The sequence below is a fragment of the Lentzea roselyniae genome, assembly GCF_039537795.1.
GTDB classification, from domain to species: domain Bacteria; phylum Actinomycetota; class Actinomycetes; order Mycobacteriales; family Pseudonocardiaceae; genus Lentzea; species Lentzea atacamensis.
In genome coordinates this window covers 69,664-89,888 of the sequence record NZ_BAABBE010000012.1, presented here as the reverse complement: position 1 = coordinate 89,888, position 20,225 = coordinate 69,664, and the positions used below count along the sequence as shown (strand labels likewise).

Below are 20,225 nucleotides of genomic sequence, written 5' to 3'. Positions count from 1 at the left end.
CTGCACCCGGTCAGTGTGCGACAGGGCAGCCCTTCGCCGGCGAGGAGGCCGGGAAGAAGTTCGGCAGGAGTTCACCTGAGTCGTAGTAGCGGTGGTAGACCGGCGTGAGCCCGCCCGACACGGGTGGCACGATCCACGACCAGTCGGCAGGACAGGATCGGCCGGCGGCCTCCTCCTTCTCCAGGTGCGTCAGGAACCGCTTGGACTCGGTGTGGTGATCGGTGATCGTGACCCCGGCCTCCGCGAACGAGTGCAGGACAGCGCGATTGAGCTCGATCAACGCTCGGTCGCGCCACAACGTCGCCTCCGACGACATGTCCAGGCCCATCCGCTTGGCGATGTACGGCAGCAGGTCGTACCGATCGTGGTCGGCGAGGTTGCGGGCGCCGATCTCGGTGCCCATGTACCAGCCGTTGAAGGGCGCCGACGGGTAGTCGATACCGCCGACACGCAGCCGCATGTTGCTGATCGCGGGGACGGCGTGCCACTTCACGCCGAGCGCCGCGAGCCACGGGAGTTCCGGGTGGGACAACGGAACCTCGAGCACGGCGTCCGCGGGGATCTCCACGAGTGCGGGGTCGTGGCCCTCGCAGGACACCATCAGCGGCAGCACGTCGAACGGGCCGCGCGACGCCGGTGGCTGCCAGCCGCGCTTCAACGCGAGCTCGGTCAGCGCGAGGTTCCTCGCGTCGCCGAGCACGCCGCCGTCCGAACCCCGGTAGGCGGCGTAGCGAACGATCTGCTCGTTCAGGATCGAGGGTGCGGGCAGGCCGGGCTCGGCAGGGGCGAAGACCGTGATGACGGGGCGGATCTTGCCCTTGTTGGTGGCCACCCTGAGGTGCTCGACGCACTCGGCGGCGACGTCGGCGGGGGCGGACACCTCCCGCAGGTCGCGCACCTTCAAGCTCCGCCAGTACAGGCGGCCGATGCAGCGTGAGCTGTTGCGCCAGGCCACGCGGGCGCCGAAGGTGAGTTCGGCGGTCGTGTGGCGGTAGGTGCCGGTCGCGGCGATCTCCGCGTGCACCTCGGCCAGCCTGGCCTCCACCGGCCCCAGGTCGGGGTGCTCGGCGTGGTGCTGGCGGACGAAGTCCTCTACCTCGGCGATGTCGATCTCGTGGGTGCTCTCGACCTGCGCCGGGGGAAGCGCCGTGAGGGAACGGGGCATCACATCAGTCGGGACGGGGGTCATGGCGAGGCACCGTAGTTGCGCTTTCGTGTACCGGAAACCGCCTGTCGCGCTACGCCGTCTGGATCACTGGACCGCGTCCGACACGCTCAGCGAGTACTTGATACCGCAACCGGGTGACAATCCTCGCGACAAAGGGTGGTTTTCGACTGTTATCGCGCTGACACCAAACATTGACCAGTGATCTAGTTCACCACTGGATTCGACCCGTTCGAGTGAACCTCGCCGGGGACGCGACGGCACAGTTCACCCGTGGCCGCACGGGCCAGGCGAACCCACCGGCGCGGAAGAGCAGAATGTCCGGCCAGGACTGGGAAACGACGACCTCGCGGTCGGCCGCGAGCACCTCGATCTCCGCCTTGCGATCGGAAGGAACCGAACGCACCGGCATGTCACCGTGTGCCCGGCAACGTCCACTGTGTACTTGCCGGAGCACGTCCTCGTCCGGCCGCCGCAACCGCGGCGGGGCGCGCAAGTCGACATCATCGTGGCATCGCGGGTACGTCCCACGAGGAGAAGCGCGTCATCCCGCGCACAGCAGCCTGCCCCGGCAGCGCGCGGAACACGAAGTTCCGCACCGCCAGTGCCACCGGCGAGGTCACCTCGATCCCGAACTTCCCCGCCATCCGCGAGCTCCGCCACACCGACTGCGTGCGCGGCCGGCGCAACGCGTCGTACCGGGCGAGATCACCGTCGCACGCGGCCAGCGTCACCGCGTCCTCCAGCGCCATGCACGCCCCCTGGCCCAGGTACGGCACCATCGCGTGCGCCGCGTCGCCGAGCAACGCCACGCGTCCCCGCACGAACGTCGGCAGCAGCGGCAGCTGGTGGATGTCGTGCCGGATGATCTCTGGAGTCGTCGACACCAGCGACGGAATCGGGTCGTGCCAACCGGCGAACAGCTCCACCGGGTCCAGCGCGGCCGACGGTGGCGCCACCGCGGCGACGTACCAGCAGACCCTGCCGTCCCCCAGCGGCAGGATGCCCGCCTCGCCGCCGGGACCGAGTGTCTGCGTGATCGGCAGCTCGAAGGGACCCGGCGCCACCCCTCGCCACGCCGTGGCCCCCGCGTACACCGGTCCCGGCGCGTCGGGCAGCAGCTCCGCGCGGAGGCGGCTGTTGATGCCGTCCGCCGCCACCACGAGGTCTGCGTCCAGCTCCTCAACGCTGGTCACCTCGACGTTGTTGAAAAGGATCTCCGGCGGCAACGCGCGCAGCAGCACACCGTGCAGATCGGCCCGGTGCATCGCGATGATCTTCTCCTGCCCGACGTCGGGCAGGTGCGTCAGCCAGCGCCCGTCCGACGCCTTGACGCCACCCGACACGCGCGGAGTGCCCAGCCTGCGAGCCTCGTCCGCGACCCCCATCCACTCGAGCGCCCGCAACGCGTTCGGCATCACGCCGATCCCCGCGCCGACCTCGCCGAACTCGGCAGCGCGTTCGAGCACCTGGACTTCCCAGCCCACGCGCCGCAACGACACCGCGGCCGCGAGCCCTCCGATGCCGCCACCCACCACGATCGCCTTCATCCCCGCCTCCTCTACATCTGTAGAGGACTCTACACCTGTAGACTACGGCTGTAGAGAGAGAAGGGGCACAGTGCGGAAAGACCTGATCACCGACGCCGCGATCGAGCTCGTGGCGGAACTCGGCATGCGTGGCCTGACCCACCGGGCGGTCGACAGGAAGGCCGGACTGCCGGAGGGCTCCACGAGCGCGTACTTCCGCACCCGCAAGGCGTTGATCGAAGGGTTCGTGGAACGGCTCGCCGTCCAGGAGCAGCAGGAGATCCACCTCGACACGGCCGATCTCGCGGGCAGCATCGCGCGGACGATCGACAACTGGCTCGTCGAACGGAACCGGACGCTCGCCCGGTACGCGGCGATGCTGGAGGCGACGCACCACCCCGAGCTGAAGTCGATCCTCGTGCACTCGCCGCGTGAACAGGCGACCGCACTTGCGCAGGCGCTGGGTCACGAGAACCCGGAACGCTCCGGCGCGCACATCACCGCGTTCATCGAAGGCCTGCTCTTCTACCGGCTGGTCGGCGGCGGCAGCACGACCGGGCCGGTGCCCGGCACCGAGGAGAGCTTCCAGGACCTCAGGAAGGCCGTCGAAAAAGCGTTGCGACCGTAGGTACCGTGGGTTTCATGGGATTCGGGTACGGGGTCTTCTACCTCTGAGTCAGGACGTGTGCCACCACGCATCACGTCCTGATTTCGCGTACCCAAAAGAGGATCCGCATGCGCTCGCATGTTCATTTGACGACCCATGACCTCACCAAGGGCTATGAAGCCGGCCCTGTCGTCGACGGCATCTCGCTGAAAGTCTCCGCGGGCCAACGGCTCGGCGTCATCGGCGAGAACGGCCGCGGCAAGACCACTTTGCTCCGGCTGCTCGCCGGCGACCTGGTGCCGGACCAGGGAACTGTCACGCGACACGGTTCGTTGAGCCTGGTGCGGCAGGAAATGCCGTTCCACGACAGCGAAACGGTGGGGGACCTGCTGTCAGAAGCGCTGCGCGAAAGCCGCGAAGCACTGTCCGAACTGGACAGTGCGGCGGAGCCGTTCGACGAGCAGCGCTACGAGAAGGCGCTGGCCCACGCCGAGGACATCGAAGCGTGGGACGCCGAACGCCGTGCCGCCATCGCGCTCGAAGCACTCGGCGCCGACCACGCCAGGACCGTGAAACTCGCGGAACTCAGTGTGGGACAGCGTTATCGCGTCCGGCTCGCGTGCCTGCTAGCCGAACGCGCGGACGTCCTGCTGCTCGACGAACCGACCAACCACCTCGACGCGGACGCGTTGAACTTCCTGACCGAACGCCTGCGCCAGCACCACGGCGTCGTGGTGCTCGTGAGCCACGACCGCACGTTGCTGGACGACGTCTGCACGCAGCTGCTCGACCTCGACCCGTCACCGGACGGCGAGGTGCACCTGCACGGCGGCGGCTACCGGGCGTTCAAGGAGGCCAAGCGCGCCGAACGCCAGCGCTGGGAACAGCGGTTCGCGCAGGAGGAAGCCGAGCACGACGAGCTGACCGAGAGGGTCGAACGCGCCCAGTCACGCCTCAGGGACGCGTGGCGCCCACCCAAGGGAGCGTTCAAGCACAAGCGCAGTACGCGCGCGGCGAACAAGATGCGCAACGTCGCCCGCAGGCTCGAAGAGCTGGACGACCAGCGCGTCGACGCTCCCCCGCCACCGTTGCGCTTCCAGCCGCCGGAGCTGGAGGCCGACGGCGACCTGCTGCACGCGACGCCGCTGGAAGTACCCGGAAGGCTGAACCTCATCGAGCCGATCTCTCTCGGCGCGGGCGAGAAGCTGTTGGTGACCGGCGCGAACGGCGCCGGGAAGTCGACGTTGCTGAACGTCCTCGCGGGCCGCATCACGCCCGCTCACGGCACGGTTCACCACGTCGGCCGGGTGGCGCTGCTCGCCCAGGAGTCGTCGTTCGAGAACGAGGACGCCACGGCGCGCCGGCTCTGCCCACAGGCGCACGACCTCGGCCTGCTGGGAGAGAAAGACCTGGCGCGGCCGGTCTCCCGACTGTCGACTGGACAGCGGAGGCGGCTGGAGCTGGCGATCCTGCTGAGCAGTGCCCCGCACGTGCTTCTGCTCGACGAACCGACCAACCACCTGTCGATCGCCCTGGTCGACGAGCTGACCGAGGCGCTCCACCACACGAAGGCCGCCGTGGCCGTCGCGACCCACGACAGACAGATGCGGACAGATTTCGTTTCATGGCGGATCGTCACGCTCAGTTCACCTTCACAGAGTCATGAAAGTTCTGTAGCTTCGAAAGCGGTCCTCTACTGAGCACTGGGAGGTGTGCGAGATGACCGAACTGATCTCCGAAGAGCTGCCCACCGAGCGCGCCACTCCGTTCGATCCGCCGACCGAGGTCAGCGAGATCCGCGGCAAGGCGCCGATCAGCAGACTGAAGTTCTCCGACGGCCACCTGGGCTGGCTCGTGACGGGTCACCGCCAGGTGCGGGAGATCCTGGGCAGCCCCGCGTTCAGCAACGAACCGGACCGGTTCCACCTGCTCGACAAGCGGTTCCAGGGCGAGCTGCCGGAGGACGACGAGAAGCGCAAGCCCCAGCCGGGCATGTTCCTCAACCAGGATCCGCCGGACCACACCCGGCTGCGCAGGATGCTGCAGGGTCAGTTCACGGTCCGGCGGATGAACCAGCTGTCCGAGTGGATCGGCACGATCGTCGACGACCAGCTCAAGCACATGCGGTCGCTCGGCAACCGGGCGGATCTCGTTAAGGAGTTCGCGCTTCCGGTGCCGTCACTGGTGATCTGCGCGTTGCTCGGCGTCGACTACGACGAGCGGCACAGGTTCCAGGAGGACACGGCGAAGATGCTGAGCCTGGACTCCACGTTCAAGGAGGCCATGGACGCGTTCGAACGCATCCAGCTGTTCATGCGGGAGCTGATCGACCGCAAGAAGGCCAACCCCGGCGGCGACGACATGATCAGCGACCTGCTGGCCACCGGGGAGCCGACCGACGAGGAAGCGTCGAACATGGCGATGCTGCTCCTGCTCGCCGGACACGAGACCACGGCGAACATGCTGGGCATCGGCACGTTCACGCTGCTGCAGCACCCGGACCAGCTGAAGATCCTCAAGGACGAGCCGGAGGCGATCGACAACGCCGTCGAGGAGCTGATGCGGTACCTGTCGATCATCCACTTCGGACCGATGAGGTCCGCGCTCGAGGACGTGGAGATCGACGGGCACCTGATCAGGGCCGGCGACACCGTGCTCCTGCACATCCCGGTGGCCAACCGGGACCCGGAGAAGTTCCCCGGCAACCCCGAGGAGCTCGACCTGCGCCGCCCCGCGTCGGGTCACGTCGCGTTCGGGCACGGCATCCACCAGTGCCTGGGCCAGCAGCTCGCCCGCATCGAGATGCGGATCGGGTTCTCCAAGCTGTTCCAGGAGTTCCCCGACCTCCGGCTGGACGTGGAGCCGGAGGAGGTGCCGCTGCGCACGAACATGGGGATCTACGGAGTCCACTCGCTGCCAGTAGCGTGGTCGTCATGAGGATTTCCGTCGATCAGTCGAAGTGCTGCGGCTCCGGGATGTGCGTCCTGACGGATCCGGACCTCTTCGACCAGAACGAGGAGGACGGCACCGTCGTTCTCCTGCAGGAGCACCCCGACGCCGAGCACGAGGCCACCGCGAAGGAAGCGGCGAGCCTGTGCCCGGCGAGCGCGATCACGATCAGTTGATCCGCACGAGGTAACCGTTGGAGAGCAGCCAGGCGACGTTCAGTGCCCCGTCGCCTGGCACCAGCGCCCTGTCGAGCTTCTGCTGCAGGCCACCGCCGGGCTGCTCGAACCATGGCGCGATCGGCCCCTCCCACACCGCGAAGGCCTTCGTGACCCGGTAGGCGTGGTAGTTGCACCGGTACGCGGGATCGAACGTGTAGAGACTCTGCGGCGGAATCGCCCGCGTCGAGTAGTGCGAGCCCTTGTACGCCAGGAACCCGCCGTACTCGCTGCCGAACCGGTCCAGCTTCGTGTGCACGCCGAGGGTCCGCTTGTACTTGATCGGCTCTCCTCCCGGCGTGAGCCAGAACCCGTCCTGCGGCGGGTAGTTCCAGCCCGTCCCGTTCCAGTACTTGGCGAGGAACGCCTCCTTGTCGAGGTGACCGAACCTCTTGTACCCGGCGACGAGCGGCCCGACGGGTTGCTGCCACACCTCCGGTAACGTCTCGGGCCCGAGCCGACTGTCACCCTGATAGGCGCCCGCACACGCCTCGGCGGTCGCTTGAGCGGTGCTGACTCCGGCACTGAGGCCGAACAGGACGAGCGTCGCGGCGAAGAACGCCGCCAAGAACCGTTTGCCTGCGAACATACTTCGCATCCTGGCGCGTGCCAGCGCTTTCCGCACTACCCTCGTCCGCGTGAACTTCGCGCCCGGCTGGTACCCGGACAACGCCGACCCGCGGTTCGTCCGGTGGTGGGACGGCAGTCAGTGGACCCCGCACGTCCAGCCGCGCCAGCAACAGACCGACGCCCACCACGCGGAGGTGGAGATGGGCGGCACCGGCCAGGACCGCGTAGCGCAACAGGTGCAACGCGCGGGCATCCAGAACCCGGTGTCAGGCGGCGGAGGCACCCTGTTCACCGAGCCGGTCCTGGTCGTGAACCAGAAGGCCAAACTCGTCGAGATGTCGAACTCCTACGTCATCTACGACCAGCACGCCCGCCACATCGGCACCGTGGAACAGGTGGGCCAGACCGGAGCCGCCAAAGCCCTGCGCGCCTTCACGAAGCTCGACTCGATGCTGGACGTCCGCCTCGAGATCCGGGACGTGCACGGCCGTCCTCTCCTCCGCCTGGTGCGGCCGGCGACCGTGTGGAAGTCCAAGGTCATGGTCGAGCGCGGCGACGGCATGCCCATCGGCGAGATCATCCAGGAGAACGTGTTCGGCAAGGTCCGCTTCGCCTTCGTGTGCAACGGGATGAAGGTGGGCGGCATCTACGCGGAGAACTTCCGCGCCTGGAACTTCTCGTTGCGCGACCACACCGAGACCGAGGTCGCCCGGATCACCAAGACGTGGCAAGGCATGGCGAAAGCCGTGTTCTCGACGGCCGACAACTACGTCGTGCAGTTCCACCGGCAGGTGCCGGACCCGTTGCTGAGCATGATCGTGGCGTCCGGGGTCACGGTCGACACTGTGCTGAGCCAGAACCAGGGCTAGTGCCGCGACAGCCGACCTTCGCCGCGTCTTCGACGCTCAGCGGGCCACCTCGCGGCCGTCTGACCGCCGAACACGGGGCAAAGGCCGACTGCCACGGCACTAGGACGTCGCCAGGCGAAGCTCGTCGACCTCGGCCTGGAACCCGGCCGCGGTCAACGTCTCCTCGGCCCGCCTCCAGTGCTCCCGAGCCTCCTCAACCCTTCCGGCCCGCTCCAAAGCGTCGCCGAGCACCCGCAACGACCGCCCGAACTCCGGCGGCGAGTCCATCTCCCGGGCCTGGTCCATCGCCAGCGAGGCCAGCCGCAACGCCTCCTCCGGCGTGGCAGCGAGCCCTGACCGCAGCCGCCAGACCCAGATCCGCCCCTGCCGGTCGTCGTGCTCCTCGAAGAACTCCCAGGCCTGCCGCAGCTGCTCCTCGGCCGGCCCTGCCTGCCCGGACCGGATCAACGTGTCCGCCAGGAACAACCGGATGTTCGCCGCCCAGTCCGGGTCCCCGAGCTTCTGCGCGGCGGCCAGGCACGACCGCAGGAACCCGGCCGACAGCTGCAACTCCCCGGTGAACTGGTGCAGCCGTCCCAGCTCCAGAGTCGCCATCAGCTCGCTCTGCTCGTCCCCCAGCTGCGCGGCCACCCGCCGCGCCCGTTCCAGGTATTCCTGCGCCGCGGCCAGCCCGCCGGCCCGCCGTTCGATGGCCCCCAGCGAGCACAGCACCTCGACCTCGCCGTGCGGGTTCCCGGACGCGACGAACCGTGCCATGGCCTCACGATGCGCCGACCGGGCCTCCAGCGACCGCCCGCTCCACTCGTGCATCCACCCCATGCCGTACCAGGCATAGGCCTCGCCCCACACGTCACCGGCCGCGGCGAAACCCTCCTGCGCGGCGGCGAAGTTCGAGGAAGCCTCCGCATACCGGTGCAACCGCGCGCAGAGAATCCCGCGCTGCTGGAACAGGATCGGCTTGCGATCCGCGGGCGCGCACGACAGGCCGAGATCGTTGATGTGCTCCCAGTCGTCGAACCGGGCCCGCAGATCGCAGAACGCCGACGACCGGATCGCCAGCTCTGCCGCCAGCGAGGACAGGCCGAGGGACGCGGCCTGGGTGAGCACGGCGTGGATGTTGTGCCATTCCGCGTCGAACCAGTCGGCCGCGTCGCCGAGGTCGAACCGTTCCAGCGCAAGGGGTTCCAGGCGGATCGCCTGGTGCGGCAGCTCGACGTCGGCACGCGTGGCCAGGTCCAGCCACTGTTCGAACAACGCCTTCAGCGCCGCGGCCGGGTCCTCGTCCGCCGCCTCCCGGCCGAACGCGCGCAGCAGGTCGTGCAGCCGGTACCGCACCTGGCCCAGCGCGTCGCGGCCCGCGTAGTCGACCAGACGAGCGTCCACCAGGGCCTCGACGTGGTCTTCCGCGTCGTCGAGGTCGAGCCCCAGCAACGGTGACGCCACCCAGGCCGGGAAGTCCGGCGTGTCGACCAGCGACAGCAGCCGGAACGCCGTGCGGTGCGACTCGTCGAGGCCGTCGTAGGACAGGGCCAGGGATGCGCGGACGTCCAGGTCGCCCAGCGACAGCTCGTCGAACCGGCGACGCTCGTCGGACAACCGGCCCGCGAGCTTCGCGAGCTGCCAGTGCGGCCGTGCCACCAGCCGCGCGGCCGCCACCCGCAGCGCCAGTGGCAGCTGCCCGCAGTACGCCACGATGTCCTGCGCCGCACCGGGTTCCGCGGTGCAGCGTGCCTCACCGACCGCTGCCCGCAGCATCGCCAGCGCGTCCGAGGGCGGCAACACGTCCAGCGGCACGACGTGGGCCGCCTCCAGACCCGCCAGCGCCGCCCGCGACGTCACCAGCGCGGCACCCGAGGTGGTTCCCGGCAGCAACGGCCGGACCTGGGCCTCGTTGATCGCGTTGTCCAGCACGACCAGGATCCGCCGGTCCGACAGCAGATCGCGGTAGAGGTCCACCCGGTCGTCCACAGAGGACGGAATGGCCCCACCGGAAACGCCGAGGCCGCGCAACAGCCGGTCCAGTGCCGCGGCCGGCCCGACCGGCTTCTGCTCACCACCGCGCAGGTTCAGGTACAGCTGCCCGTCCGGAAACGCGTCCCGCACGAGATGCGCGCAGTGCACGGCCAGGGAAGTCTTGCCCACACCACCGGGCCCGGTGATCGTCCACGTCCCACCGGCCCGCAACCCGGCCGTGAGTCGCACGACCTCGTCGGTGCGCCCGGAGAAGTCCCCGACGGCCGGCGGCAGCCACGACGGACCGGCCTGAACAGCCACCGGCGCCGACGACCCGGCCAGCACCTCCATGTGCAGAGCGCGAAGCTCGGCGTTCGGGTCGATGCCCAGCTCGTCGGCGAGCACGTCGCTCGCCCGGCGGAACACGTCGAGCGCCTGGGCCTGCTGGCCGGCGCGGTGCAGGGCCAGCATCAGCTGGTACCAGAAGCGTTCGCGCAGCGGGTGTTCGGCGACCAGGGACCGCAGCTCGTCGACGACCTGGTCGTGCCGGCCCAGCTGCAGCTCGGCGTCGTTGCGGCGCTCCAGCACCTCCCAGCGCTGCTCGTTGAGGCGCTGCACGTCGGTCTGTTCCATCCGCAGCGACGACACCTGGTCGAGAGCGGGACCCCGCCACAACGCCGCGGCCTCGCCGAGCAGGCGGGCCTCGGTCTCCAGGTCGGGTGCGCGCTTGGCCTCGGCACGGAGGCGCTGGAACGTCAGCAGGTCGAGCTGGTCGTCCTCGAGGTGGATCGAGTAGCCGGTCGGCCACGTGCGGACGAGCTTGCGGTCCGCGAGATCGTCCAGCGACTGTCTCAGCCGCATGACGTACGTCTGCAGAGTCGCGCGCGCCGCTCCGGACGGCTCCTCACCCCAGAGGTGCTCCATCAGCTCGTACGACGAGACCGGCGCGTTGGCCTTCATCAGCAACGCGGCGAGCAGGACACGTTGTTTGGCCGAGCGGAGTTCCACGACCCGGCCCGAGTCGATGACCTGCAACGATCCTAGAACCCTGAACCCCCACCGCCGCTGCATGTGCCGATCCTAACCAGCCGGTAACCCAAGGTGTCAGCGAAATGTCAGCGGGTCACGTGATGCTTCTCGCCCATGAAGCGGACAACCTCCATCGCCGCCGCCTCGCAGGCGGAGAGCGCCTCCGGACGCGGACCGGTGACGCAGGTCGGCAGGACCGGCATCCGCTGCTGATCACCCCAGAACACCGGACGGCGTCAAGGCCCCCCAGCTGGGCGTCGTCCGGGCACCGGCGCCGCCGGGACCCGAAGCCCAAACCTCTCCTCGGGTTCCGGCGGCGCCCTTCCACCAAGCCTCAGGCTGCTCCCCGCGACGACATCATGAACGCCCCGAGACGGGACGACAGCTCGTCCGCGGCCTCGTTGCCGCGCAACCGGTCCGCCTCCTGCTTCAGCGGCCGCATCCGGTCCCGCGTGCGGGCAGAGCGGATCGGGCCGGACACCGCGATCGCCTGCTCCCCGATGTCGCGCGCCTGCTCGGTCTCGTTCTGCACCAGGTAGTTCATCGCCAGCGCGGCGAGCCGGAACGACTGACTGCGCGACGCGTCCTCTCCCCCGGAGGAGATCGCTCTGGTCAGCAACGGGATCGCGGACCGCGCGTACTTCACGTCGCACGTGCGGGCGAGCTCGGTGTGCACCATGCCGCCGATCGACACCAGGTCGGCCAGGTCGAAGAAGCGCGCCCACGGTGGCGTGTCCTCACCGGACGCACGCTCGAACTCCTCCTCGGCGCGCGCGAACTGGCGCAACGCCTGCCTCTCCGCGCCCATCTTCGCGAACGCCCACGCCTCGTTGGCGTGCAGGATCGACACGGCCAGAGTCGACCCGCTCGCCTGTGCGATCGGCAGACCGCGCTGGAACGACGCCAACGCGTCCTCGGCCAGCTCGTAATGCAGGTGCACGCGGCCCATCCGGTAGTGGATGTTGGCCTCCAGCGCGCAGTTTCCCGACGCCCGTGCGAGGTCCATCGCCCGGCCGAAGTGCACGTGCGCGGACTCCAGGAGGCCCATGTCGAACGACGCCCAGCCGGCCAGGTTGTGCAGGTCCGCGATGGCGACCTGCAGCCGGTGCAGCACCGGTCCGGACGAGCGGGCGTCGAGCAGCGGGTTCGCCCAGTTCAACAACGCGACGCAGGCATCCCGGCAAGCGCCGCCGCCGTATTCGTAATCGAGCGCCCGGAGGGCACTCGTCAGCGTTTCCACGTGCCGCACGTCTGTTCTGTCCACGCGAGCTGGGAATGCGTCGTCGTTGAACATAGCTGGTCCTCCTGACGTGCGCCGGGCACCCGCTGTACAGATACCCGTTACACACCGCCGGTACTCACCGCGCCGCCGCCACCATCCCGTTGTTCGACCTGGTCGGGAAGGGTCCTTCGACCCTCCGCGGACACGCGGGCGCGACCACCACAACGCCGTGGTGGTCGCGCCTACGATTCTGGACGGACAGCGTGATCGGAAAGGGGCCATCGAGGTGTCGGCGGAAAAGAGCTGAATCAATTTCCAGTGACGACACCTCACCGGAACGGCCGATCAAGTCACTCTTCCAGGCTCACCGACTGAGAGGGACACCTGTCCACCGCGTCACGGACACCCGGCAGCAAGTCAGTGGGTGGTTCCGGGACCAGAACGACGCCGAGACCATCGTCATCCGACTGATCGAACACGTCCGGTGCGGCGAGCACGCACTGACCCGATCCGATGCACCTCGTCCGGTCTATCCGGACCGTCATCACCACACCACCGGAATGGCGGCCGCGCCGTAGGTGATCGAGTCCTCGCGGAAGTCCATCTCCGTGACGGGGATCGCCGGACGCAGGTTCGGGAATCGCGTGAAGAGCGAGCGCAGCAGGATCTGCAGCTCCGCGCGGGCGAGGTTGGCGCCGAGGCACTGGTGCGGACCGAAGCCGAAACCAAGGTGCGACACCGCCTTGCGCTCCAGGTCGAGCTCACCGGCGTTCGGGCACAGCGTCTCCTCCAGGTTGGCACGGAACGTCACGGTCGCCCACTCGCCCGCCTTGATCGTCACGCCGTCGATCTCGACGTCCTCGACCGCCTTGCGGGCGAGCCCCGCGCCACCGAGGCGGCCGATCGTGTAGCGCAGCAGCTCCTCGACCATCACGTCGGCACGGCTCGGGTCGCGCTGCAGGATCTCCAGCTGGTCAGGCCGTTCGAACAGGGTGAGCGCGAACAGGCCGAAGAAGTTCGACGTCGTCTCGTGGCCCGCCGCGAGCAGGCCGATGGCGAGCATCAACATCTCTTCCATGTCGAAATCGGTCTCGTTGACCATGAGGCCGATCATGTCGTCGGTCGTGCCCAACGCCTTCTTCTCAGCCGCGACCTTCACGAGCACCTCGCCCAGCTCGGCGGCCTTCGCGTCGTACACCTCCTTGGAGCCGTTCTTGCCGAACATCTCCCTGGCGGTGGACTGGAACAGCTCCTGGTGCTCCGGCGAGACGCCCAGCAGCTCGGCGATCACCAGCGACGGCACCGGCAGGCACAGCGCCGGCACGAGGTCGGCCGGCGCGCCCCGGCGTTCCATCGCGTCGAGGTGGTCGTCGACGATCTGCTGGATGCGCGGCCGCATCTCGTTCATCTTCTTGACCATGAACGCCCGTGACAGCGGGCGACGCAGCCGCAGGTGCTCGTCGCCGTCCATCACGTTCATGTTGCCCGGCTGCGGGCGGCCGAGGATGGGCTCGCCCACGGTGCGCATCTCGGGGCCGCCCTCTCTCGTAGCACTGAACCGCTGGTCGGAGAGCACCTGCCGGACCCCGGTGTAGCTGCTGATGACCCAGGCCTCGACCCCGTTGGGCCAGATCATCTTCACCGGGCCGTTGCCGATGGCCTCCTCGAAACCTGCGGGTGCACCCAGCGGATGCGCGCGGTTCTCGTGTGGAACTGGGCAGACGGCAGCTTCAGTCACGGAGTCCCCCTCAACAGAACAGAACCGTTCTTTTGGAACCATGACCGAACGTAGCGAAGAAACTACGCGTTGACGAGGTTGTTCGGGCCAGGTCAGCCGATCAGCGGTCTCAACAGGCCGTCGACGATGCTGTCGGTCACGCCCTGTTCGGCGGAACGCAGGACAAAAGTCGAGATCAGCGCCGTGATGAGGATGCCGGCGTCGAGATCTTCCGGCAGCTCTCCACGCGCCTTCGCCCGGTCGACGGCAACCTGCAGGTGCTCCGTGTAGGCGCGGTCGATGTGTTCCTCGCGCAGGCAGGCGAGATCGGCGTCCTGGCGGCTCCCCTCCAGGAGCCCGAGGAAGATCCCCGCGGTGTCGAACGGCATCGGCTCACCCCACGACCGCAGGATCTGCCGGACGTCCTCGGCGAACGTGCCCTCGTCCGGCTGCGGCAGGACGGGAAGGTTCGCCTTCAACGCGTCCGTGATCAACCGCGCTTTCGACGGCCAGCGCTGGTAGAGGCTCGCCTTGCTCGCACGGGCCCGGCCGGCGACCAGGTCCATGTTGAACCGGGCGTAGCCGACCTCGGCCAGCACGTCGAGCACGGCGGAGAAGACCTCCCGCAGACGCTCCGGCGCGTCCAAAGGCGTGCGACCCACCGTGCTCCTTCCAAACCGGAATCAGGTGACGTGCACCGTACCGCCGGGAGCATCCGTGAGAAGACCTGTGCGGCGCACCGACATCCACCGCAGCTGCGTGCCGTGCAGCGCGGTGATCAACGACTGGATCACCACGGCGTACATCAGCTGCCGGTAGACGATCTGCTGCAGCGGATAGGCCCACAGCGGCTTGAGCGACTCGCCGTCGAGCCGCAGCGCGTAGCCCGCGCTCGCGGTCTGGATCAGCAGGAACACCGTCCACACGATGGCGGCGAGGGGTGCGTCCGCAACGAGGAACCCGTACATGACATACAGGTCCATCACCGGCGCGAGCAGTGGCAGCAGCAGGTGGAACGCGAACAGGTAGATGAGTCCGAACCGGCCCATCGGGCCGTTCTCCAGCAACGCTCCGCGATGTTTCCACATCGCCTGGAAAGTTCCGTACGACCAGCGGTAACGCTGCTGGAACAGTCCGCGGATCGTGCTCGGCGCCTCGGTCCACGCCTTCGCCTGCTGCCGGTACGCGACCCGCCACCCGGCACGCGTGACCGCCATCGTGAGGTCGGTGTCCTCGGCCAGCGTGTGTTCGCTGACGCCGCCGGCGTCGGTCAGCGCGGCCTTGCGGAACGCCCCGATCGCGCCCGGCACGGTCGGGATGCAGCGCAACGCGTGCAGGATCTGCCGGTCCAGATTGGACCCGGCGCAGTACTCCAGGTGCTGCCAGCGCCCCAGCAGTCCCTGCCGGTTGCCGACCTTGGCATTGCCGGACACCGCGCCGATCTGGGCGTCCGCGAACGGCTGCACGAGCTCACCGATCGTGTCCGGCTCGAAGATCGTGTCGCCGTCGAGCAGGACGAGCACGTCGTGCTTCGCCTTCCGGATGCCGGTGTTGAGGGCGGCGGGCTTGCCCTGGTTGGCCTGGCGGATCACCGTGACGCCGGGCAGGCCCAGCTCCTCGGCGCGGTCGCCGGTGCCGTCCGTCGAGCCGTCGTCGACCACGATCACCTCGACGTCGGCGCAGTGGTTGTTCGCGGCGATGGACCTCACCGTGGCCGCGATGTTCACCGCCTCGTTGTACGCGGGGATGATCACCGAGACCGGCGGGGTGATCCACGGCGGCGGCGACTGCTCGCTCTCCCGCCGCAGCCGGCGGTCGGTGTGCGCGAGGCCGAGCTGCATGAGCGTGCGCAGGATGCCGAGAAGTGCCGCGATCGCGATCGCCGTGCCGAGCAGCATCAGCACGATGCCGCCGTTGCGCTGCGACCACGTGGTGACCGCGCCGGTGAAGCGTTCGGTCGCGGTGGCCTCGACCAGGCGGTCCTCCGTCACCGTGACGAACCGGTAGCCCGGCGCCTTGGCCAGCTCACGGGTGATGTCGGCGCCGATGCTGCCGTCGTCGTGCAGCCGGACGACTCCCCCACCGTGCCGCAGCGACATCCTCACCAGCGTGCCGATGTCCTGGTGGTCGCGGTCGCCGCTGTCGACCTCGGCGGGCGCGCCGACGAGCGGCGTGTGTGCGCCCAGCACGTCGGCCAGCGCCGCCTGCGCGAAGGCGAGGTTCAGCGGGTTGCCGTGGTCGCCCTCGGCGCGGAAGCCGTCGATGGCGATCTGGTGGCCCTCGTCGGCGATCCGGCGCGTTACCTCCGGGTTGCGGGTGACCTGCGTGCCGATGACGAAGAAGGTCGCCTTGACGTCGACTTCTCTCAGCACGTCGAGCAACCGGGGCGTCCACTTCGGATCCGGGCCACCGTGGAACGCCAGCGCGAGCGTGCGTTCCGGCAGCTCCCGGTGTTCGCGGGTGTGCTGCACCGACTCGGGCCTGATCGCGGTGTAGGCGTGGAAGGACACCACGCTCATCAGCACGAGCAGCCCGAGCAGGATCGAGATCCAGTGCAGCCGCGGAGCGCGTCTCACCACACTTCCAGCAGCGTGCCGCCGACCACGGCGGCGAACACCATCAGTCCACTTGCGACGGTCAGGCTGACCAGCCGCGCGATTACCCGTCTACCGCCGTTGGCGTCGACGAAGACCTGCATTTCCCCATCCCCCCAGAACGAACCGGACGACCACGACCACCAGGGCCGCGCCGACCGACGCCGCGAGCCACGGGAACCCGTTGACGAACCACGGGACCGCGTCCGCGGCGAACTCCTTGCTGTTCCCCCAGAACGACTGTCGCTGTGACTGACGTCGCCAGGCGGCGTTGCCCACGGCGACGACCAAGAACACGACGGGTGGCGCCGGTGCCACCGTCCACAACCCCACGCGGCGAACGAGCGCGGAAGCCAGCACCGCACCCGTCACCAACCAGACGCCGAAGGGCCAGCCGAGGTTGTCCCCGTCCACCCAGATCCCCGCCTGCGTGAACACCGCCAGCACCGCGAGCGCCGCCAGACTCGGCAGCTGTACCCCCATGACCACCTAGAATAGCCTTGGGGGTGTCTTTTTCATGCAATCACGTGGCCGCCATCACCGCACGGCCTTTCTCGTCCTGATGCGCACCGCGTGGATCGCCGTGTGCGCGGCGGTGCTCGTCGTCTCGGGCTTCGCCTGGTCCACCGTGTCGACGATCTCGTCCGGCGTCGAGAGGTCCTACGCGATCCCCGACGACGCACCCCGGTCGGAGTCCGGCCGCAACATCCTGATCATGGGCCTGACCACCCGTCTGGACCTGCACGGCGAACCGCTGCCGGACGATGTGCTGCGGCGCATGCAGGCGGGCGAGAGCGACCGCGGCGGCTACAACGCGAACACGCTGATCCTGTTGCACATCCCCGTTTCCGGTCCCGCGGTCGCGATGTCCGTGCCGCGCGACAACCTCGTGCCGCTGTCGTCCGGCGGCGAAGGCAAGATCAAGGAGGCCTACGGGCGGGCCAAGGTCGCGGAAGAGGAGCGGCTGCAGGCCGCCGGCACGCACGACAAGCGGACGCTGGAGCGCGCCGGGCGCGAGGCAGGACGGCGGGCGCAGGTGCAGACCGTGTCGACGTTCCTGAACCAGCCGATCGACCACCTCGTGGAGATCTCGCTGATCGGGTTCTTCCACATCGCCGAAGGGCTCGGCGGCGTGGACGTGTGCCTGAAGAACGCGACGAAGGACCCGTTGTCCGGCGCGGACTTCCCGGCCGGTCCGCAGCACCTCGACGCCGGTCAGGCGTTGTCGTTCGTGCGCCAGCGGCACGGCCTGCCGGGAGGCGACCTCGACCGCACCAGGCGGCAGCAGGCGTTCCTGGCGTCGGTCGCCCGCCGGTTGAAGGGCGCGGACATCACGGTGGTGCAGGCGATGATCGACACGGCGAAGCAGGACGTCGTGCTCGACGCGGGGTTCGACCTGACGGAGTTCGCCCGCAACCTCCCGACCGAGGTGCGGTTCGACACGCTGCCGGTCGAGGGTGGCGCGCACATCGGCGGTCAGGACGTGAACAAGGTCGACCCGGCCAAGGTGCGGGAGAAGGTGAACGAACTGGCCACGGCACCGCCTCCTCCACCACCCGACGACGGCGTTCCGTGCATCGACTAACTACGTCTTTCGGTCACCCAGGTCGCGATCTGGGCACGTGAGGTGAAGCCGAGCTTCTGCAGGATCCGCTCAACGTGCCCCTCCGCGGTCCTGCGTGCGATCACCAGCTTGGCCGCGATCTCCTTGTTCGACATGCCACCGGCGATGAGGTCGGCCACCTGCTGCTCGCGTTTGGTCAGCGGGGTCGGCGCGGCGCTCGTCGGCGTCTCCTCGGCCAGTTGCTCGCCGATGGCGAACGAGATGGCCTCTTCGAGCTCGAGGTCCATGCCTTTGCGGAACACGGCACGGAACTCCTGCTCGCCCAACGCGGAGATGGTCGCGGCCTCGCACTCGCCGTGCGGGGCGCCGAAGTACCGCGACCCGAACATGGGGTAGCCGACCGACTGCCAGATCTCGCTCGTGGCGCCCAGCAGCGTCGCCGCGCGCACCGCGTTGCCCTGCGTGGCCGCGATCCACGCCAGCACCTCGATCGCGAGGACGATGCCGAGCAGGTCGTGGAACGTGCGCTTGATCCGCAGGCACTCCCGGCCGAGCTGGTCGGCGCGCGCGAAGTCGCCGCTGACCCACGCGCACAACGCCAGCACGTAGATCGCGTACGCCTGCGCCCACAGCTCGCCGTGCTCCTCGCCGACGGCCTTCGCCTCGACGCAGAGCCGTTCGGCTGCGGCGAAGTCGTGCCGGAACGTCGCCGCGATCGCCAGTTCGATGCCGGCGAGCATGGTGTGGCTGTTGACGGTGCCCTGGCCGCGGTACAGGAGGATGGCCTCCTCGAACAGCTCTTCCGCCTGGTCGAGGTCGTCACCGACGAGGAGGGCGCACGCCAGCCGGTGCGTCGAGTAGGCCAGCGCGGTCTCGTCGGGCACGGACAGCGCGTACTGGCGGCACTCCTCAAGCATCCGCGCGGACGGGGTGAGATCGCCCTGCAGCGTCGCCACGTATCCGTTCACCCACAGCGCTTTCGCCCGCTCCGGTCCCGGCTTCGCGTCGGCCAGTGCCCGGTCCAGCCAGTACCGGCCCTCGCCGAGCATGCCGCAGCCGGCCCAGTAGAACCACAGCGTCGCCGCGAGGTACACCGCGCGTTCGCCGTCCTGCTCGAAGCAGAAGTCCAGGGCCGAACGGAGGTTCGCGTGCTCCAGCCGGGTGAGCAGGAAGATCTGCGGCTGACGCGGGCCGAACCACTCCTTCTCCCGGTGCTCGGCCCACTCGATGAAGTGGTCGCGGTGCCGTTCGCGCACGGCCTGCTCGCGACCGGCGCCCCGCAGTTTCTCCAAGCCGTACTGGCGCAACGGCTCCAGCAACCGGAAGCGGGTGCCGGACGGGTGCTGCTCCGCGACCACGACCGACTTGTCGACCAGGCCGGAGAGCGAGTGCACGATGTCGTCCGGCGCAACGCTGTCACCCGAGCAGACCCGCTCCGCCGCCTCCAGGTCGAACGTGCCGCGGAACACCGACGCCCGTGCCCACAGCATCTGCTCGGACCGGGTGCACAGGTGAAAGCTCCAGTCCACCGCGGCCTGCAGCGTCTGGTGGCGCGGGACACCGCCGCGTTTACCCTCCACCAGCACCCGGAACGTGTTGTCCAATCTGGACAGGAGGTGGTCGAGCGTGAGCACGCGCAGGCGCACGGCGGCCAGTTCGATGGCCAGCGGGATGCCGTCGAGCAACGCGCAGATCTGGGCGACCTTGTCGCGGTTGGCCGCACTGACGGCGAATCCCGGTTCGACGGCGGCGGCCCGTTCGGCGAACAGGGTCAGCGAGGGGTCCTCCGGAAGTGGCGCGACCTGCCAGAGGTGTTCGCCGTCGACGCCGAGACGTTCGCGGCTCGTGGCCAGCACCCGCAGACCGGGTGCGCTGCGCAGCAACACGTCCACGAGGTCGGCGGTGGACTCGACGACGTGCTCGCAGTTGTCGAGGACCATCAGCGCCTGCCGGTCGCGCAGGTGTTCGACCAGGACGGTGCGGTGCTGACGGACCGTGTCGTCGTGGACACCCAGCTGCCCCAAGACCGTGTGCACGACCAGTTCCCGGTCGGTGACGCCCCCCAGGTCGACGAACCACACGCCGTCGCGGAAGGCCCTGTGCGTCTCCGCGGCGGCCCGCAGCGCCAGCCGGGTCTTGCCGACGCCGCCAACACCCGTAAGAGTGACAAGGCGAGACTCGGACAGAAGTCTTCTCACCTCGGTGACGTCGTGCCTGCGGCCGACGAAAGTAGTTGTGTCAG

General features: G+C 68.8%; 19 protein-coding genes. 6 read left to right on the top strand and 13 right to left on the bottom strand.

The annotated features are described in order from the left end of the window. Positions 1–10: 10 nt before the first annotated feature. From ABFX45_RS22395 to ABFX45_RS22385, 3 genes are all read right to left on the bottom strand, one after another. Positions 11–1,189, bottom strand: coding sequence for a nitric oxide synthase oxygenase (locus ABFX45_RS22395; protein WP_428834181.1), 1,179 nt, complete (start codon positions 1,187–1,189; stop codon positions 11–13). A gap of 187 nt (positions 1,190–1,376) precedes the next feature. Further along, entirely contained in the window at positions 1,377–1,571 is a 195-nt protein-coding gene (locus tag ABFX45_RS22390; protein ID WP_346131859.1) for a hypothetical protein, read from the bottom strand. Between the two features lie 97 nt (positions 1,572–1,668). After that, positions 1,669–2,715 (bottom strand): FAD-dependent monooxygenase, encoded by a 1,047-nt coding sequence (locus tag ABFX45_RS22385; protein ID WP_109641246.1) that lies wholly within the window; start codon positions 2,713–2,715, stop codon positions 1,669–1,671. Positions 2,716–2,785: 70 nt separating this feature from the next. Between ABFX45_RS22385 and ABFX45_RS22380 the strand changes: the two genes are divergently transcribed. From ABFX45_RS22380 to ABFX45_RS22365, 4 genes are all read left to right on the top strand, one after another. Further along, positions 2,786–3,322 carry a TetR/AcrR family transcriptional regulator gene (locus ABFX45_RS22380; RefSeq protein ID WP_215732524.1) on the top strand — a complete coding sequence of 179 codons (537 nt, stop codon included), beginning with the start codon at positions 2,786–2,788 and terminating at the stop codon, positions 3,320–3,322. A gap of 107 nt (positions 3,323–3,429) precedes the next feature. Next, positions 3,430–5,001, top strand: coding sequence for an ABC-F family ATP-binding cassette domain-containing protein (locus tag ABFX45_RS22375; RefSeq protein WP_109641244.1), 1,572 nt, complete (start codon positions 3,430–3,432; stop codon positions 4,999–5,001). A gap of 19 nt (positions 5,002–5,020) precedes the next feature. Next, complete coding sequence (locus tag ABFX45_RS22370) at positions 5,021–6,238, top strand: cytochrome P450 (protein WP_346131858.1); 1,218 nt, start codon at positions 5,021–5,023, stop codon at positions 6,236–6,238. Continuing rightward, complete coding sequence (locus tag ABFX45_RS22365; protein WP_112229330.1) at positions 6,235–6,426, top strand: ferredoxin; 192 nt, start codon at positions 6,235–6,237, stop codon at positions 6,424–6,426. The genes ABFX45_RS22370 and ABFX45_RS22365 overlap by 4 nt, the downstream gene beginning before the upstream one ends. On the opposite strand, the gene ABFX45_RS22360 is transcribed toward ABFX45_RS22365, so the two are convergent. Next, complete coding sequence (locus ABFX45_RS22360) at positions 6,419–7,054, bottom strand: TNT domain-containing protein (protein ID WP_346131857.1); 636 nt, start codon at positions 7,052–7,054, stop codon at positions 6,419–6,421. The genes ABFX45_RS22365 and ABFX45_RS22360 overlap by 8 nt on opposite strands. A gap of 49 nt (positions 7,055–7,103) precedes the next feature. Here ABFX45_RS22360 and ABFX45_RS22355 point away from each other — a divergent pair, with 49 nt between their 5' ends. Further along, positions 7,104–7,904: an LURP-one-related family protein gene (locus ABFX45_RS22355; protein ID WP_109641242.1), complete on the top strand. Its 801-nt coding sequence runs from the start codon at positions 7,104–7,106 to the stop codon at positions 7,902–7,904. Between the two features lie 99 nt (positions 7,905–8,003). Here ABFX45_RS22355 and ABFX45_RS22350 read toward each other — a convergent pair whose 3' ends face one another. The 8 genes from ABFX45_RS22350 to ABFX45_RS22315 form a co-directional block, all read right to left on the bottom strand. Then, positions 8,004–10,928 (bottom strand): AfsR/SARP family transcriptional regulator, encoded by a 2,925-nt coding sequence (locus tag ABFX45_RS22350; protein ID WP_109641241.1) that lies wholly within the window; start codon positions 10,926–10,928, stop codon positions 8,004–8,006. Between the two features lie 292 nt (positions 10,929–11,220). Beyond that, the gene (locus ABFX45_RS22345) at positions 11,221–12,390 is read right to left on the bottom strand and encodes an NsdA family TPR-like regulatory protein (RefSeq protein ID WP_487047088.1); all 1,170 of its coding nucleotides are present in this window, start codon (positions 12,388–12,390) and stop codon (positions 11,221–11,223) included. Positions 12,391–12,458: 68 nt separating this feature from the next. Next, positions 12,459–12,653 (bottom strand): ferredoxin, encoded by a 195-nt coding sequence (locus ABFX45_RS22340; RefSeq protein WP_109641291.1) that lies wholly within the window; start codon positions 12,651–12,653, stop codon positions 12,459–12,461. After that, entirely contained in the window at positions 12,653–13,846 is a 1,194-nt protein-coding gene (locus ABFX45_RS22335) for a cytochrome P450 (RefSeq protein WP_346131856.1), read from the bottom strand. The genes ABFX45_RS22340 and ABFX45_RS22335 overlap by 1 nt, the downstream gene beginning before the upstream one ends. Positions 13,847–13,938: 92 nt before the next feature. Continuing rightward, positions 13,939–14,487, bottom strand: coding sequence for a TetR/AcrR family transcriptional regulator (locus ABFX45_RS22330; protein ID WP_109641238.1), 549 nt, complete (start codon positions 14,485–14,487; stop codon positions 13,939–13,941). A 21-nt stretch (positions 14,488–14,508) separates the two neighbouring features. Further along, a complete protein-coding gene (locus tag ABFX45_RS22325) occupies positions 14,509–16,401 on the bottom strand; it encodes a bifunctional polysaccharide deacetylase/glycosyltransferase family 2 protein (RefSeq protein WP_346131855.1) in 1,893 nt (630 codons plus the stop codon). Next, positions 16,398–16,523 carry a hypothetical protein gene (locus ABFX45_RS22320; RefSeq protein WP_267899892.1) on the bottom strand — a complete coding sequence of 42 codons (126 nt, stop codon included), beginning with the start codon at positions 16,521–16,523 and terminating at the stop codon, positions 16,398–16,400. Before ABFX45_RS22320 ends, ABFX45_RS22325 begins: the two co-directional genes overlap by 4 nt. After that, entirely contained in the window at positions 16,492–16,902 is a 411-nt protein-coding gene (locus tag ABFX45_RS22315) for a DUF6542 domain-containing protein (RefSeq protein ID WP_346131854.1), read from the bottom strand. Before ABFX45_RS22315 ends, ABFX45_RS22320 begins: the two co-directional genes overlap by 32 nt. A gap of 34 nt (positions 16,903–16,936) precedes the next feature. Here ABFX45_RS22315 and ABFX45_RS22310 point away from each other — a divergent pair, with 34 nt between their 5' ends. Beyond that, positions 16,937–18,004 (top strand): LCP family protein, encoded by a 1,068-nt coding sequence (locus ABFX45_RS22310; RefSeq protein WP_346131853.1) that lies wholly within the window; start codon positions 16,937–16,939, stop codon positions 18,002–18,004. On the opposite strand, the gene ABFX45_RS22305 is transcribed toward ABFX45_RS22310, so the two are convergent. Next, positions 18,001–20,181 (bottom strand): ATP-binding protein, encoded by a 2,181-nt coding sequence (locus ABFX45_RS22305; protein ID WP_170166625.1) that lies wholly within the window; start codon positions 20,179–20,181, stop codon positions 18,001–18,003. The genes ABFX45_RS22310 and ABFX45_RS22305 overlap by 4 nt on opposite strands. Positions 20,182–20,225: the final 44 nt, after the last annotated feature.

What these genes read in the sequence shown, in the direction of transcription:
- ABFX45_RS22385 (WP_109641246.1), bottom strand. Translation starts at nt 2,715, where the DNA reads ATGAAGGCGATCGTGGTGGGTGGCGGCATCGGAGGGCTCGCGGCCGCG.
- ABFX45_RS22320 (WP_267899892.1), bottom strand. Translation starts at nt 16,523, where the DNA reads ATGCAGGTCTTCGTCGACGCCAACGGCGGTAGACGGGTAATCGCGCGG.
- ABFX45_RS22310 (WP_346131853.1), top strand. Translation starts at nt 16,937, where the DNA reads ATGCAATCACGTGGCCGCCATCACCGCACGGCCTTTCTCGTCCTGATG.
- ABFX45_RS22365 (WP_112229330.1), top strand. Translation starts at nt 6,235, where the DNA reads ATGAGGATTTCCGTCGATCAGTCGAAGTGCTGCGGCTCCGGGATGTGC.
- ABFX45_RS22345 (WP_487047088.1), bottom strand. Translation starts at nt 12,390, where the DNA reads ATGGCCCCTTTCCGATCACGCTGTCCGTCCAGAATCGTAGGCGCGACC.
- ABFX45_RS22370 (WP_346131858.1), top strand. Translation starts at nt 5,021, where the DNA reads ATGACCGAACTGATCTCCGAAGAGCTGCCCACCGAGCGCGCCACTCCG.
- ABFX45_RS22315 (WP_346131854.1), bottom strand. Translation starts at nt 16,902, where the DNA reads ATGGGGGTACAGCTGCCGAGTCTGGCGGCGCTCGCGGTGCTGGCGGTG.
- ABFX45_RS22340 (WP_109641291.1), bottom strand. Translation starts at nt 12,653, where the DNA reads ATGACGGTCCGGATAGACCGGACGAGGTGCATCGGATCGGGTCAGTGC.
- ABFX45_RS22350 (WP_109641241.1), bottom strand. Translation starts at nt 10,928, where the DNA reads ATGCAGCGGCGGTGGGGGTTCAGGGTTCTAGGATCGTTGCAGGTCATC.
- ABFX45_RS22395 (WP_428834181.1), bottom strand. Translation starts at nt 1,189, where the DNA reads ATGACCCCCGTCCCGACTGATGTGATGCCCCGTTCCCTCACGGCGCTT.
- ABFX45_RS22360 (WP_346131857.1), bottom strand. Translation starts at nt 7,054, where the DNA reads ATGTTCGCAGGCAAACGGTTCTTGGCGGCGTTCTTCGCCGCGACGCTC.
- ABFX45_RS22375 (WP_109641244.1), top strand. Translation starts at nt 3,430, where the DNA reads ATGCGCTCGCATGTTCATTTGACGACCCATGACCTCACCAAGGGCTAT.